At 51.4% G+C, this 13,922-nt stretch carries 13 protein-coding genes; 4 read left to right on the top strand and 9 right to left on the bottom strand.

Annotated features, from left to right (window positions below; all coding sequences use genetic code 11):
- The first annotated feature begins 221 nt into the window (after positions 1-221).
- Positions 222-2,531, top strand: a complete 2,310-nt coding sequence (locus HV127_RS15035; RefSeq protein WP_182236968.1) for a molybdopterin-dependent oxidoreductase — start codon at positions 222-224, stop codon at positions 2,529-2,531.
- Between the two features lie 102 nt (positions 2,532-2,633).
- Here the strand turns inward: HV127_RS15035 and HV127_RS15030 are convergent, their stop codons facing one another.
- Together HV127_RS15030 and mtnC are read right to left on the bottom strand one after the other, a co-directional pair.
- Positions 2,634-3,176, bottom strand: coding sequence for an acireductone dioxygenase (locus HV127_RS15030; RefSeq protein WP_139538640.1), 543 nt, complete (start codon positions 3,174-3,176; stop codon positions 2,634-2,636).
- Positions 3,173-3,862, bottom strand: coding sequence for an acireductone synthase (gene mtnC, locus HV127_RS15025; RefSeq protein ID WP_182236966.1), 690 nt, complete (start codon positions 3,860-3,862; stop codon positions 3,173-3,175). The genes HV127_RS15030 and mtnC overlap by 4 nt, the downstream gene beginning before the upstream one ends.
- 188 nt (positions 3,863-4,050) lie before the next feature.
- On the opposite strand from mtnC, the gene HV127_RS15020 reads away from it, so the two are divergent.
- Positions 4,051-5,196 (top strand): pyridoxal phosphate-dependent aminotransferase, encoded by a 1,146-nt coding sequence (locus HV127_RS15020; RefSeq protein WP_182240658.1) that lies wholly within the window; start codon positions 4,051-4,053, stop codon positions 5,194-5,196.
- Here HV127_RS15020 and HV127_RS15015 read toward each other — a convergent pair whose 3' ends face one another.
- The 4 genes from HV127_RS15015 to dsbG form a co-directional block, all read right to left on the bottom strand.
- The gene (locus HV127_RS15015) at positions 5,197-5,826 is read right to left on the bottom strand and encodes a ParB/RepB/Spo0J family partition protein (protein WP_182236964.1); all 630 of its coding nucleotides are present in this window, start codon (positions 5,824-5,826) and stop codon (positions 5,197-5,199) included. It abuts the gene before it with no gap.
- Positions 5,811-7,034: a phosphoadenosine phosphosulfate reductase gene (locus tag HV127_RS15010; protein WP_182236962.1), complete on the bottom strand. Its 1,224-nt coding sequence runs from the start codon at positions 7,032-7,034 to the stop codon at positions 5,811-5,813. The genes HV127_RS15015 and HV127_RS15010 overlap by 16 nt, the downstream gene beginning before the upstream one ends.
- 103 nt (positions 7,035-7,137) lie before the next feature.
- Complete coding sequence (locus HV127_RS15005; protein ID WP_182236960.1) at positions 7,138-8,049, bottom strand: LysR family transcriptional regulator; 912 nt, start codon at positions 8,047-8,049, stop codon at positions 7,138-7,140.
- A 202-nt stretch (positions 8,050-8,251) separates the two neighbouring features.
- Positions 8,252-8,998, bottom strand: coding sequence for a thiol:disulfide interchange protein DsbG (gene dsbG / locus HV127_RS15000; protein ID WP_182236958.1), 747 nt, complete (start codon positions 8,996-8,998; stop codon positions 8,252-8,254).
- Positions 8,999-9,404: 406 nt separating this feature from the next.
- Here dsbG and ahpC point away from each other — a divergent pair, with 406 nt between their 5' ends.
- Together ahpC and ahpF are read left to right on the top strand one after the other, a co-directional pair.
- On the top strand, positions 9,405-9,968 hold the full coding sequence (gene ahpC, locus HV127_RS14995) for an alkyl hydroperoxide reductase subunit C (protein WP_052284784.1): 564 nt from the start codon (positions 9,405-9,407) through the stop codon (positions 9,966-9,968).
- 241 nt (positions 9,969-10,209) lie between these two features.
- Positions 10,210-11,775 (top strand): alkyl hydroperoxide reductase subunit F, encoded by a 1,566-nt coding sequence (ahpF, locus tag HV127_RS14990; RefSeq protein WP_182236956.1) that lies wholly within the window; start codon positions 10,210-10,212, stop codon positions 11,773-11,775.
- A gap of 81 nt (positions 11,776-11,856) precedes the next feature.
- Here ahpF and uspG read toward each other — a convergent pair whose 3' ends face one another.
- From uspG to rna, 3 genes are all read right to left on the bottom strand, one after another.
- Entirely contained in the window at positions 11,857-12,285 is a 429-nt protein-coding gene (uspG, locus tag HV127_RS14985) for a universal stress protein UspG (RefSeq protein WP_112214531.1), read from the bottom strand.
- A 198-nt stretch (positions 12,286-12,483) separates the two neighbouring features.
- Entirely contained in the window at positions 12,484-12,894 is a 411-nt protein-coding gene (gene rnk, locus HV127_RS14980) for a nucleoside diphosphate kinase regulator (protein ID WP_110273321.1), read from the bottom strand.
- Between the two features lie 185 nt (positions 12,895-13,079).
- Positions 13,080-13,877, bottom strand: coding sequence for a ribonuclease I (rna, locus tag HV127_RS14975; protein WP_182236954.1), 798 nt, complete (start codon positions 13,875-13,877; stop codon positions 13,080-13,082).
- Between the last annotated feature and the right edge of the window lie 45 nt (positions 13,878-13,922).

Genomic DNA, 13,922 nt, shown 5'->3' with positions numbered 1-13,922 from the left:
GTGGATTTAATTTGCTTGCAAGTCTTATTTATTCAAATAAAGATTGCTACGTAATTATAATTATTCTGTCGCTGTAATATATCGCATCCTGGAATAACGTAGACCTATTCTGCGTGGAGAATCCTTTCTCTGTAGCAGATTGTATGGTGATACGTATTTTATTCCCAAGATTCGCGCGCTTTATTATGGCGACCTTTATCGGGTGAGAAAAAACAGACAATATGAGAAAACAACATAATCTGACCGTGATGCACTGGGGAACCTGGCAAGTACAGGCTCGCGACGGCAAGATTGATACGGTGACGCCGGTGCCCTGGGATAAAAATCCCTCCAGTATCGGTCAGTCGCTGCCCGATGCGGTCACCAGCAAGACGCGAATTCGTCGCCCGGCGGTACGCGCGGGTTACCTGCAAAATGGCCCGGCTTCGCGAGAGGGTCGTGGCAAAGAGCCGTTTGTAGAAGTGAGTTGGGAGGTGGCGCTCGACCTACTGGCCCGCGAGCTGAAGTCGGTCAAAGCGCGCTGCGGCAATGAAGCCATTTTCGGCGGTTCCTACGGCTGGGCCAGCGCCGGGCGTTTTCACCATGCCCAAAGCCAGTTGCACCGTTTCCTCAAGTCATTCGGCGGCTATACCGCCAGCACCAACACCTACAGCAGCGCGGCGGGTGAACGCATTCTGCCGCATATCCTCGGGCCGCTAAGCCCACTGCACCGTCAGCATACCCATTTCTCCGACCTGGCGCGGGAGTGCCAGCTGTTTGTGGCGATTGGCGGCCTGCCGCTGCGTAATTCGCAGGTCAACGGCGGCGGCGCCAACGACCATATGCTGAAATACTGGCTGGAGAAGATGCAGGAGCAGGGAACGCGTTTCGTCAATATCAGCCCGGTGCGTAATGATCTGAGCGCCGTGGAGAGCGCCGAGTGGCTTGCCGTTCGTCCGGGGACCGATACCGCTCTGTTGCTGGCGCTCTGTTACGTTCTGATTAACGAATCCCTGTACGACAGCGGCTTTGTCGCCAGCCATACGGTGGGCTTTGCAACTTATCGCGCCTACCTGATAGGGGAGAGTGACGGCGTCGCGAAAACGCCGGAGTGGGCGGCGGTGATAACCGGCACTGACGCTCCGCAGATTATTGCGCTGGCACGTGAGATGGCCAGCAAGCGCACGATGGTGAATATTTCCTGGTCCATTCAGCGGGCGCGTCAGGGCGAGCAGGCTTACTGGGCAACGGTAGCGCTCACCGCGCTGCTGGGGCAAATTGGTACGCCGGGCGGCGGGCTGGGATTTGGTTATGCCTGTACCAATCTGGCGGGAGCGGCGCGTAAAGCGTTTTCCGGCCCACGTCTTCCGGCTGGCAAAAACGCGGTGAACAGCGTGATCCCGGTGGCGCGGCTCTCCGATATGCTGCTGCATCCGGGCGAAGCCTATGAGTTTGACGGTCAGCATTTGCGCTATCCCGATATTCGCCTGGTTTACTGGGCGGGCGGCAACGCGTTTCATCATCACCAGGATATTAACCGTCTGTGTGAAGCCTGGCGGCGGCCGGAAACCGTCGTGGTACATGAACAGTACTGGACCGCGCAGGCCAAATTCTCCGATATCGTTCTGCCGGTCACCACCTCGCTTGAGCGGGAAGATATCGGCAGCGGCGGCCACGACGGCTTTATGATTGCCATGAGCGCGCAGATCCCGCCGGTAGGCGAAGCGCGCGACGATTACGCCATCTTCTGCGACCTTGCCGAAAGGCTGAGCTGCGGCGAGCGCTTTAGCGAAGGACGTGATGCCGGGCAGTGGCTACGGCAAATCTATGAAGAGTCGCGACCACGCGCCCGGGAAGAGGGAATTGAGCTGCCGTCGTTCGAGGCGTTCTGGCAACAAGGGGTACTGGAATACAGCACGCCTGAAAAACCGCAGGTATTTCTGGCCGATTTTCGCGCCGACCCGCAGCGCTATCCGCTCTCTACGCCGTCCGGCAAGATTGAGCTATTTTCCGAAACTATCGCCGGATTTGGCTATCGTGAATGCCCCGGTCACCCATGGTGGGATGAGCAGGAGGCGGCCTGGCAACGGCAAGAAGCAGCGCGCTGGCCGCTGCATCTGCTCTCCAGCCAGCCGCGTACCCGGTTACATAGTCAGTACGATCACGGTAGCGTAAGCCGGGCGACAAAAATTCAGGGGCGTGAGCCGTTGTGGATGCACCCGCTGGATGCGCAGGCGAGGGACATTAGCGAAGGCAGCGTGGTGAAGGTTTATAACGCCCGTGGGGCGATTCTGGCCGGGGTACATCTTAGCGAACAGATTTTGCCAGGCGTAGTGCAGATGTCGACCGGAGCCTGGTACGATCCGCTGGACCCAAATGAAAAGGGTTCGCTGGATAAGCACGGTAATCCTAACGTGTTAACTGAAGATCGCGGAAGCTCGCGGCTGGGGCAGGGCTGTAGCGCCCAAAGTTGCTGGGTGGAAATTGAACCGTGGCGTGATGTACTGCCACCGGTGACCGCTTTCGATCCACCGAGGTTTCTTCGGGCTTAGGTGCCGGGAATTGCCGGGCGGCGGCTGGCGCCTTGCCCGGCCTACGGGGTGGGTAACCCGGACAAGGCGCGCCATGCGCCTCCGGGAAACTAAATTCTGGCGTTATGCCAGGCGCGGGTAGGCGCTGGCGATATCGTCGCCGGTAAACTGGGCGATCCAGCCTTCCGGGTTATCGAAAATGCGGATCGCGGTGAAGTTCGGTTCTGACCCCATGTCAAACCAGTGCGGCGTGTGCGCAGGGACGGAAATCAAATCGTTCTTTTCGCACAGGACCTGAAACACCTCATCGCCAATATGCAGGCAAAACAGACCGGCGCCTTCGACGAAGAAGCGCACTTCGTCTTCTCCATGAGTATGTTCATTAAGGAATTTTTCCCGCAGCGCATCTTTCTGCGGGTTATCCGCGCGCAGGCTGATCACGTCCCAGCTCTGGTAGCCTTTCTCTGCAACCAGCTTATCAATTGCATGCTGATAGGCAGCAATGACCGTTTCTGAAGTCGGTGCCGCGCCTAAATCGCGGTCGGCCTGCCAGCGCTCGAAACGTACGCCTTTGGCGTTGAGCTGTTGCTGGATCTCTTCGGCGTTGGTGCTGTGCCAGAGCGGGGTTTGCGGGTCTTTCACGGAAAAAATGGTTAATGCGCTCATGCTGGGATCTGCTCCGGATGAATATCGTCAAAACGCTGAACTTGCGGATGATGGCTGGCCGGGTCGCGGTCGCCGCGCACAAGTTGTACGGTACGGAAACCGGCTTCTTCTGCGGCATCCAGCTCCTGATGGATATCGGACAGGAACAGGATCGCGGCAGGAGGGTGCCCCAGTTGCTCAGCAATATTGCGGTAGGACTGCACTTCACGCTTAGCGCCTACCAGGGTATCGAAATAGCCGTTGAACAAATGAGTAATATCACCTTCATCGCTGTAGCCAAATAACAATTTCTGCGCGGCAACGGAGCCTGAGGAATATACATACAAATCAACACCCTGAGACTTCCATTTTTCCAGTACCGGAAGAACATCCGGATAAAGGTGGCCGGTGAAGTCGCCGTTCACATAGCCGTCGCGCCAGATAATTCCCTGTAGCGCCTTCAGAGCGGTAGATTTGCGGTCTTCATCCATAAAGGCAAATAGGGTGTCGATAAGCAGCGCGGTGCTGGCTCCAGGCTCGGCTATCTCTTCGCGCAGGTTATCGAGGATGGTCTTTACCGGCTCGACAAACTGCTGAGCGGTAACGAAGCCGGCCAGGCGTTCGCGGGCGTAGGGAAACAGGACGTTATGGACGAAGCGAATGTCGCTGGTGGTGCCTTCAATATCGGTCACGATAGCGCGGATCATGAGTTCTCCAGAGTGAGCGGTGGGTCGTGCTGACGGTGGCGTTGTGTTGTTAGCTGCATTTAAATCATAAGCGAAATAACATTATCATTTAGACGTCTAAGCGTCTTGATTGCCAAATATTAGCATCGTGTTATAGTGGCTTCAACAACAGCATCACAGACGGTACAAAAAGAATGAGCAATAAGCCACTGATTCCTGAGAGTAAACTCCCTTCATTAGGCACCACTATTTTTACCCAAATGAGCGCCCTGGCTCAGCAGCATCAGGCGATTAACCTGTCGCAGGGCTTTCCGGATTTTGATGGCCCGCGCTTTTTGCAGGAGCGGCTGGCGTATCATGTTGCGCAGGGGGCCAACCAGTATGCACCGATGACCGGCGTGGCGGCGCTACGCGAAGCGATAGTCGACAAAACCGAAGAGTTGTACGGTTACCGCCCCGATGCTAACAGCGACGTGACTGTCACTGCTGGGGCGACGGAAGCGCTGTATGCGGCGATTACAGCGCTGGTGCGCACCGGTGACGAAGTTATCTGCTTTGACCCGAGCTATGATAGCTATGCCCCAGCGATTGAGCTGTCGGGCGGTGTGCTCAAGCGTATTGCTCTCCAGCCCCCTCATTTTCGCGTTGACTGGCAGCAGTTTGCCGAAACGCTTAGCGACAAAACCCGGCTGGTTATCCTCAATACCCCGCACAATCCGTCGGCGACGGTATGGCAGCGCGAAGATTTCGCTGCTCTGTGGCAGGCGGTTGCCGATCGTGAAATCTATGTGATTAGCGATGAAGTTTATGAACATATCTGCTTTGCCGCCGAAGGACATGCCAGCGTGCTGGCGCATCCGCAGCTGCGCGAACGGGCGGTGGCGGTTTCTTCATTCGGCAAAACTTTTCACATGACCGGCTGGAAGGTGGGTTACTGCGTGGCGCCTGCCGCCATTAGCGCTGAACTGCGTAAAGTGCATCAGTATCTGACGTTTGCCGTCAATACGCCTGCTCAGCTGGCGATTGCCGATATGCTGCGCAGCGAACCGGAGCACTATCGTCAGCTACCGGAGTTTTACCGCGAGCGTCGGGATCTGTTTATTGATGCGCTGCGTACTAGCCGTCTTGAAATTTTGCCCTGTGAAGGGACTTATTTCCTGCTGGCGGACTACAGCGCAATCTCGGATCTGGATGATGTGAGTTTTTGCCGCTGGCTAACCACAGAAATTGGCGTGGCGGCGATTCCGCTGTCGGTATTCTGCGCTGACCCGTTCCCGCATAAGCTGATTCGCCTGTGCTTCGCGAAACAGCCAGCAACGCTGCTGGCTGCGGCAGAACGCCTGTGTCGTTTGTAGCTATTTAACGGTCCATGCCTGAGAGAATTGACGGTCGCCGAACATCTCCACCAGACCGTTGATTTGCTTCAGGCGTAATACTTCATCTGAGTCCATTCCTAATTCTTTGCCGATTTTATCGTCTGACCAGCCGAGATGCGCCAGCTCCTGGACAATCTCCGACATTGCATGAATCTGATGACGCCCGCGCGCCCGGTTGTGGCGAATGGTGGCAGCCATCAGGGAGTCGCGCTTAGCGGTACTGCTCTCCAGACAGGTGACGGGGAGATAGCCTTTCAGTCGTTTTTTCAGCGCTGCTTTGCCGTTGGCTAGCTCGTGGCGATGAAAACCATCGACAATCGAGTAGTGTTCCTGTCCCTGTTTCAGCACCACGATGGGCTGAGTAAAACCATCTGTTTCCAGGGAGGTGAATAGCAGCCTTTTTTCCGGCGGAGCAAGGTTGTTTGGGTTGTAATCATTAGGCGTAACGGTCTCCTGCTTGACCCATAATACGCAATCGACGGGTTGTGATTTGAATGGACTATATTCATGTAAAATCTGGCGAAAGGCGTTAAGTGCTGTAATCTTTTCCTCCTCTCCCCTCAATGACTGAAGATAGCATTCAAGTTCTTGAATTAATTGTCGTTGCATAATATCCCCCATTGCTGACGCTTTTGATTCATACGCTCACGGTAGCGTTTATATTGATTAGATTTGGTTGGGCTAAAAGAGAGCTGGCGGCACCAGTAATCATTGTTCAATAGCACCTTGCAGATGCGCCGCCATGAAGGAATGTCTTTGGAGCCGATATCTGCCGCCTGGGTGTCGGGAATATCCATCATCCCTTGTTTTTGATACCAATGGAGATAGACGGCAATTTTATTGCGATAATGCTCCGCTGTTTTCTCCGGCATGCTGTCGAGCAAAAACAGGGCGTAGCTTTTCCAGGTATGATGCTCGGGTTTATCCATCTTGCGATGCCCGTAGAACTTATTATCGTGCCCGGCGTAGACGCCGCCGCAGTGCACGCCGCTGACGCGTTGACACATCGCGGCCCAGCGCTCGGGTTCTAATACATGATAAAGCCATAGCCCCTGGCGCTGTTCCGGGCCGAAGGGCTCGCAGATCCGCATATAGCGTAACGGGACGCCTGCCTGGTACATCAGGTTATAGAGTGGGTTGTAGGTCAGACCGCTTTTGCCAAACCAGGTCCAGATATCGGCGGTCTTCCAGTCGTAGATAGGGTAGATATACCACGCGTGACCGCCGGGTGCTGAGGTGGTCCAGGGTTTGTCGTCAGCAAAGCGCAGTTTGCGTTGGGAAGAGATAGTGATAAAACGATTCAGGGATTCATCGGCGCGGATACCGACCAAAACCGCTGCGGGGCGATTTTGTGAAAACCAGTCGGCGAACTCACGGACGAAGGTTTCAAAGCTCATTCCTGGTTGGTAAAACGAGAAATAGCCAGGGTCGGTTATAGCATCCTCTGGAGGCTGCCGGACCCAGGGAGTGCCGGGTTCCCAGCATTGCCATTCTGGATTAAATTGGGTGAGGGAGTTTTGGGTCGTTAAAGGTAATGCCACCCAATAAAATTGTTCAATGACGTCGTGATATTCTTCGCGCATCTTTTCGCAGTGGGCAATGGTACAGGAAAATTGCGCTTCCCAGTCAATAAATAGAACGCAAATCTTTTTACCTGTTTGACGAGCATGCTGCGCGGTGAGGTGCAGCATGGTTGTGGAGTCTTTTCCGCCGGAAAAGGAGACGCAAATGCGAGAGAAGTTTTCCATTACCCACTCTATTCGCTGCTGACTGGCTTGCAGAACGGATTCTGGTAATGGAAGTTTTATAAAAGACACAGCCATTATTCCTTTGATATCAAAGATACTGTGTAGTTACATTATATTTCTTTCTTAATCAAGATATTAGTTATCATTCATATTGGTGATGCATGGCTGTTAATCATGCAAAAATACTATTTGTCTCGCAATCATTGATGAATTTCATGAAGTTGGGATCATCAAGATTAACGCGATTGTAAAGCATGTGAATCATGACTGTTGGGATTTTGAAAGGAGTATCTATAATTCTAAATTTATTTTTGAAACTTATATGTTCCAGAATGCAGGTCGGTACAAAACCAATTAAATTAGTTTGCTGAATAACATTAAGAATCGCGATGTAGGAGTCGCTACTAAAAGAGATTTTTCTATCAGCCAGAAGACCTGCTGCCTGACTCTGAAAGGATTTAGCCCCCAGGTCATTAGAAAGATAATACGTGAAGCTCTCCTGAAGTATGGCTTTAGTTGTCGTTAGCGACGCTAATCGAGGGTGGTTCTCATTGCAAACAAGCGAAATCTCGAGTTCCTGAATAGGTTTGCACACCGTGGCCCGGGATGATAGCGACGAGGTACTAAATATCAGATCGGCTTTACGGTAGGATAGCAAGCTCTCGACGGATTCCCCCGACGCCAAAAGATCGTGATGTTCAACATGAAGATGTGAATCATCTAATAACATATGAATTAAATTTGTTGTTTTTGGGGTGATAAAAAGTTGCGGCGAATAAACAACGAGGCGTTTTCTTAACTCGGAACGATTGGTGATATTGATGGTTTGTTCGAGCTGGTTAAGATTTTTTTCCAGATGATGATGCAGGTTAACGCCTACCGTCGTGGGCGTTATCCCTTTACCAGAGCGGACAAACAGCGGGTCATTAAGTTGATTTCGCAGGCGCTGTAGTGACTGACTGACCGCTGAAGGGGTAATAAAGAGGGTTTCCGCTGCTTTACTGATACTTAAATTCTGGTAAATGCATTCGAAAATAACCAATAGGTTAAGGTCAAATTTTTTGAGATCGTAAAGATTAGCCATTATCAACGTCCTGTTAAGTTGGCGAGAGTAAAAAAGGGATTATTATGTGCTTGCATGATATTCACTGTGTGATTATTCATTTTTTTATTATTTAAAACTAAGCATTGCATTAAGTTTATCTAAATATATACCACAGAAGCGCATTCCGCCAGATCCTTTTGTGTACTGGCAAACCAGGCAGAATGCGTTAGTTTAAGAATGCTTACTTTGCACCCATCATAATCTGTAGTTTTTCTTTATCTGGAAGCCCGATCGCTTGCTGAAGTGTATTTTCTTTATTCATATAATAAATAGCAGGGGTCACGTTAGCACCGAGTTCATCCATTAATTGCTGGTTGAAATTAAGTACCTTCATTTGTTCTGGCTGAATGGACGTTGGCACATCCAGCCGCATCTTACCGCCGGATTGTTCATAGTCGTGCCAGGTCTTCGCCGGATCTTTGCTGGCAAGAATCGCTGCCGCCGCAGCTGGGCTTTCAGGTTTGATGACACCGACTAAGAGGGTGCGCAACTGAACTTTTCCTGCGTCTACCCACGGACGAGCCTGTTGCCAGAATTGTTTGCAGTAGGGGCAGAACGGGTCAGCAAATACGTACAGGATAATGGGAGCCTCTTTTTTGCCGTCAAGAAGCCAACTGGCTCCCTCCAGCTTTTTCCACATCACCTGGCCTGCAGGCGTATACAGCTCTTTCTGAAATAACTGTTCGCTGAGGTTGGTACCCTTCTCATCATACATATAGCCTGAAATGGCGTGCTTGCCATCAGGCGTTAGATAGATGGCGACGCCCATATCCTGATATTTTCCTAACCAACCTTTTACTCCGCCAGGCGCTTCGAAGGACTTAATGATGGTAATACCCTGTTTTTCAATTGCTTTTACGGGGGCGGGAAGATCCTCGGCATAGCTGCATAAGGGTAAAAGACTGAGGAAAAACAGACGTTTTAACATGATCATTCCTTGTTAAATCAATGGGTAGAGTAAGTATAGTGGTAAAACCTATTGCAGCCATAGGTAGGACCTGGAACTGGGTAGATTGCCCTTTAAGCCCGCGGGTGATGTAATCCCTATGCTGTTACATTAAGGTGTAGAGCGCAACACATAGCCAGTCAGCCTGGCGCTGAATCTACCTGCGGGTATTTCAGGTAACGGGGCCGCCTGATTGGGCGGCCTTTTTACTTTTCAGCAACATATGATGTGAAAAGCGGCGTAAGGCTGCGATCGCATTGATAGGTTCACAAAGTTGTCTTGTTCCGGTTGTTAGATAACGCTTATTGATTTGATAATGCAAACGCATTGGTCGAGTCAGGAAAAATTCGTTAACTTAGACCTCAACGAAAACACGGAGGAAGTATAGATGTCCTTAATTAATACCAAAATCAAACCTTTTAAAAACCAGGCATTCAAAAACGGTGAATTCATCGAAGTTACCGAGAAAGATACCGAAGGCCGCTGGAGCGTCTTCTTCTTCTACCCGGCTGACTTCACCTTCGTATGCCCGACTGAATTAGGCGACGTTGCGGACCATTACGAAGAGCTGCAGAAGCTGGGGGTCGATGTGTACTCCGTTTCTACTGACACTCATTTTACCCACAAAGCATGGCACGGTAGCTCTGATACCATCGCGAAAATCAAATACGCGATGATCGGTGACCCGACTGGCGCCCTTACCCGTAACTTCGAGAATATGCGTGAAGATGAAGGTCTGGCAGATCGTGCAACCTTCGTTGTCGACCCGCAGGGTATTATCCAGGCAATCGAAGTTACCGCTGAAGGTATCGGCCGTGATGCGTCTGACCTGCTGCGTAAAATCAAAGCTGCTCAGTACGTAGCTTCTCACCCAGGTGAAGTTTGCCCGGCTAAGTGGAAAGAAGGTGAAGCGACTTTAGCTCCTTCTTTAGATCTGGTCGGTAAGATCTAAAATTTGCAGCGTCTTTCGCGCTACAGGTGTGTTGGCTTCGCTTAATCACCCCGGTCACTTACTTATGTAAGCTCCCGGGGATTCATAAGCTTGCTGCCTTCCTGTCACGCGAAATACTGGCGAATTAATCCTCAAGCGGGTGCGCCGCGCCCGTTTTATTCCAACACTATGATGCAAGCGCATTCAGGCAGCCTGGACCAGGCCGTTTGCATGATGATGTTTTTAGCCCAGGAGATTAAAAATGCTCGACACCAACATGAAAACCCAGCTCAAGGCTTATCTTGAGAAACTGACTAAACCTGTTGAGCTGATTGCCACGCTGGATGACGGCGCTAAATCGGCAGAAATCAGGGAACTGCTGGCTGAAATTGCTGAACTGTCAGACAAAGTCACCTTTAAAGAAGAAAATAGCCTGCCCGTGCGCAAGCCTTCTTTCCTGATTACGAATCCGGGTTCACAGCAGGGGCCGCGCTTTGCTGGTTCTCCGCTGGGACATGAATTCACCTCTTTAGTTTTAGCATTGCTGTGGATGGGCGGTCATCCTTCAAAAGAAGCGCAGACGTTGTTGGAGCAGATACGCGATATCGACGGTGATTTTGAGTTTGAAACCTATTATTCACTGACCTGCCATAACTGCCCGGATGTTGTTCAGGCGCTGAACCTGATGGCGGTACTGAACCCGCGCATCAAGCATACGGCAATTGATGGCGGCACGTTCCAGAACGAAATCACCGATCGCAACGTGATGGGCGTTCCGGCAGTATTTATGAACGGTCAGGAATTTGGCCAGGGTCGTATGACGCTGAGCGAGATCGTTGCCAAAGTCGATACCGGCGCGGAAAAACGCGCGGCGGAAGAGCTGAACAAACGTGAAGCTTATGATGTGCTAATTGTTGGCTCCGGCCCTTCAGGTGCGGCGGCGGCGGTGTACTCCGCACGTAAAGGTATTCGTACTGGCCTGATGGGGGAACGTTTTGGCGGCCAGGTGCTGGATACCGTAGATATCGAAAACTATATCTCAGTGCCGAAAACCGAAGGCCAGAAACTGGCTGGCGCTTTGAAAGCGCACGTCAATGAATATGATGTCGATGTTATTGACTCTCAGAGCGCATCTAAACTGATTCCGGCTACCGTTGAAGGGGGTCTGCATCAGATTGAGACCGCCTCTGGCGCGGTGCTGAAAGCGCGTAGCGTTATTATTGCGACCGGTGCGAAATGGCGTAACATGAACGTGCCAGGCGAAGATCAGTATCGTACTAAAGGCGTAACCTATTGCCCACACTGCGATGGCCCGCTGTTTAAAGGTAAGCGCGTTGCGGTTATCGGCGGCGGTAACTCAGGCGTTGAAGCGGCGATTGATCTCGCCGGAGTTGTTGAACATGTGACTCTGCTTGAGTTTGCGCCGGAAATGAAGGCGGATCAGGTGTTACAGGATAAAGTTCGCAGCCTGAAGAATGTCGATATTATTCTGAATGCACAAACCACGGAAGTGGTGGGTGACGGTAGTAAGGTAACCGGTTTGCAGTATCGTGACCGTGTTAGCGGCGATGAGCATCACGTGGCGCTGTCCGGGATTTTCGTGCAAATCGGTCTGCTGCCGAATACCAACTGGTTGGAAGGCGCAGTTGAACGTAACCGCATGGGTGAAATCATCATTGATGCGAAATGTGAAACCAACGTGAAGGGCGTCTTTGCTGCCGGTGACTGCACCACCGTACCGTACAAACAGATTATTATCGCCACGGGCGAAGGTGCGAAAGCGTCCCTGAGCGCGTTCGATTACCTGATTCGCACTACGATTGCATAATTCATAATAAAGTAAGACCAAACCTGCAAAGTAAAGAGGCTACCCTGGGGTAGCCTCTTTTTTATCTCAATCACGTTCAGCTTACCTAACAACCATTACCGGGATATGGGCGTGGCGAATCACACTTGAGGCGTTGGAACCCAGCAGATGCGTGCTGATTGAAGGGTTGCGTGAACCAATTACCACTACATCGGCTTTAATTTCATTTGCTAGTTCATTGACCATATCACGCACGGTGCCGAAACGGACATGCGTCTTGATTCGCGATGGATCAATGCTGAAATGCCCGGCCATCGTTTGTAGACGGGTTTCTGCTTCATGCTGTAAATGTTCTTCAAAGCGACGCAGGTCTGCTGTGAAGCGACTCATTGTGAAGCTTGATGAACCGGGAAGTACGTGAAGGAGATGGATAACCCCGTCCTGCTGGGCTAAAAACTCCGCATGGCGGACGGCTTTATCGCTCAGCTCCATCTCAAAAACATCAACAGGCATAATGATCGTCTTGTACATATGCTTCCTCCTTGTTCGTTGGTTTCTATATCAACATATTATAGGAGAATATTGTGCCATTCAGGTCGCAAAACTGTCAGATCGGGTAGAGGAGGGGGTAAAAATTTGTCAAAAGCAGCAAGGGCAGTGAAATATGCAGAAAGAGGATGCGAATACATCCTCTGAATAAAGCGCGAAACGCCTCAGGCAGTAGGGAGATTAACGGTGATAATCGCCTGCGGCTTCCGGTTGGTACAGTAGTTCCAGTACTTCAAGATGCGTTGAGGTGCCGCCGGGTAATTCCCAGTGAATGGTACCACCAACCTTCAGGCCCAGTAGGGCTGCGCCGACCGGGGCCATGACCGATAGCTGCGTAGCGCTATCCGTGACCTGAGAGGGGAAAACCAGCGTACGTACGCGTTCTTCACCCGTTGTTAAATCGCGAAATCTGACCTGGCTATTCATGCTGACGACATCATGCGGCATGGCTTCCGGGGCGAGCATCTGTGCCCGGTCCAGTTCGTCGTTCAATGCATCCGCCACCGGAGAGTTGGCGAAAGCCGGTTGTTCCAGCAGTCGGTCGATGCGTTCTGCATCGAGTTCATTAATGATGATTGCGGGTCTGGTCATCGCATACTCCATGTTATCCAGGAACCTATCCGTAAAAGAAAACCCTCGCCGAAAATGGCAAGGGTTAATGTCCTCTCATCATACTGAGACTTGTCGATGGTTTGAAGTGATTAAACGCACATTCATCAATGATCAATAGCTGAGCCATATGAAATTTATGATAACGGCATCAGAGTCTGCTTCCTTTAGCTACCCACTTTATCTAATACAAATTGCTTACCGCAGTTACCCGGATGGGGCTGAGGCAAAAATGAATCTGCGGAAAGTGGGGCATTTATGGCTGCGGCTTTGATCGAGATTTGCATCTCGGTCAGATAGGCAGGGTTGCCGCTGCAGGTTAATTTAAACGCTTTAACGTTCTGTTTTCCAAAGGATTGCGCGACTGCGGCATCGAAACCCTCACGGCTCACGGTTTGCCCATAGTGTTGCGCGAGGAATACCCCCAGAGCACTCTGTTTGACTTCACCGTTCAGACGAACCATAGCGCCGAAGTAGTTATCGGGATCAAAACCGAAGCAAATGCCGTGTTTGGCATATTCATAGCGTTCAAGGCACGAATTGCCACCGGAACCTGGCATCACACCGTTGAGTTTATTCGCCATCTCTAGCGACAGACCGGTTTCCGCTGCCTGGCATTTTCTTCCGGCTTTGGCTTCTGGCATGTTAGGGAGTGGACGTGTCGCGCAGCCATAACGCATCCAGCGACGTTCGTCTACGCCGCGTGCGGCGATGGATTTTGGCAAACTGGGCCATAACCCGTGTACGGTCAGGAAATCGGCTTTATTTGCGCTTTCTTGCTGTAAACGACACTCATCCGGCTCGCTACGGTTTTTGTCATGCATACTTTGGCAGAATCCCGTTTGCCAGGAGAGGGCCAGCACGTAGCGGTCGAAATCGCCGTATTGCGTTGCTATTAGCGGGTCTGCACTGGCCTGAGTAGAAATAAGCAACAGAGCAATGGCGACGAAATCCTTCCTGAACATTTTTATTCCTGATGACTGACGGTCATTAATAACATTGAGTTATTA

The sequence above is a fragment of the Klebsiella sp. RHBSTW-00215 genome, assembly GCF_014103785.1.
Taxonomy (GTDB): Bacteria; Pseudomonadota; Gammaproteobacteria; order Enterobacterales; family Enterobacteriaceae; genus Klebsiella.
This window is presented reverse-complemented; position numbering and strand designations above follow the sequence as displayed.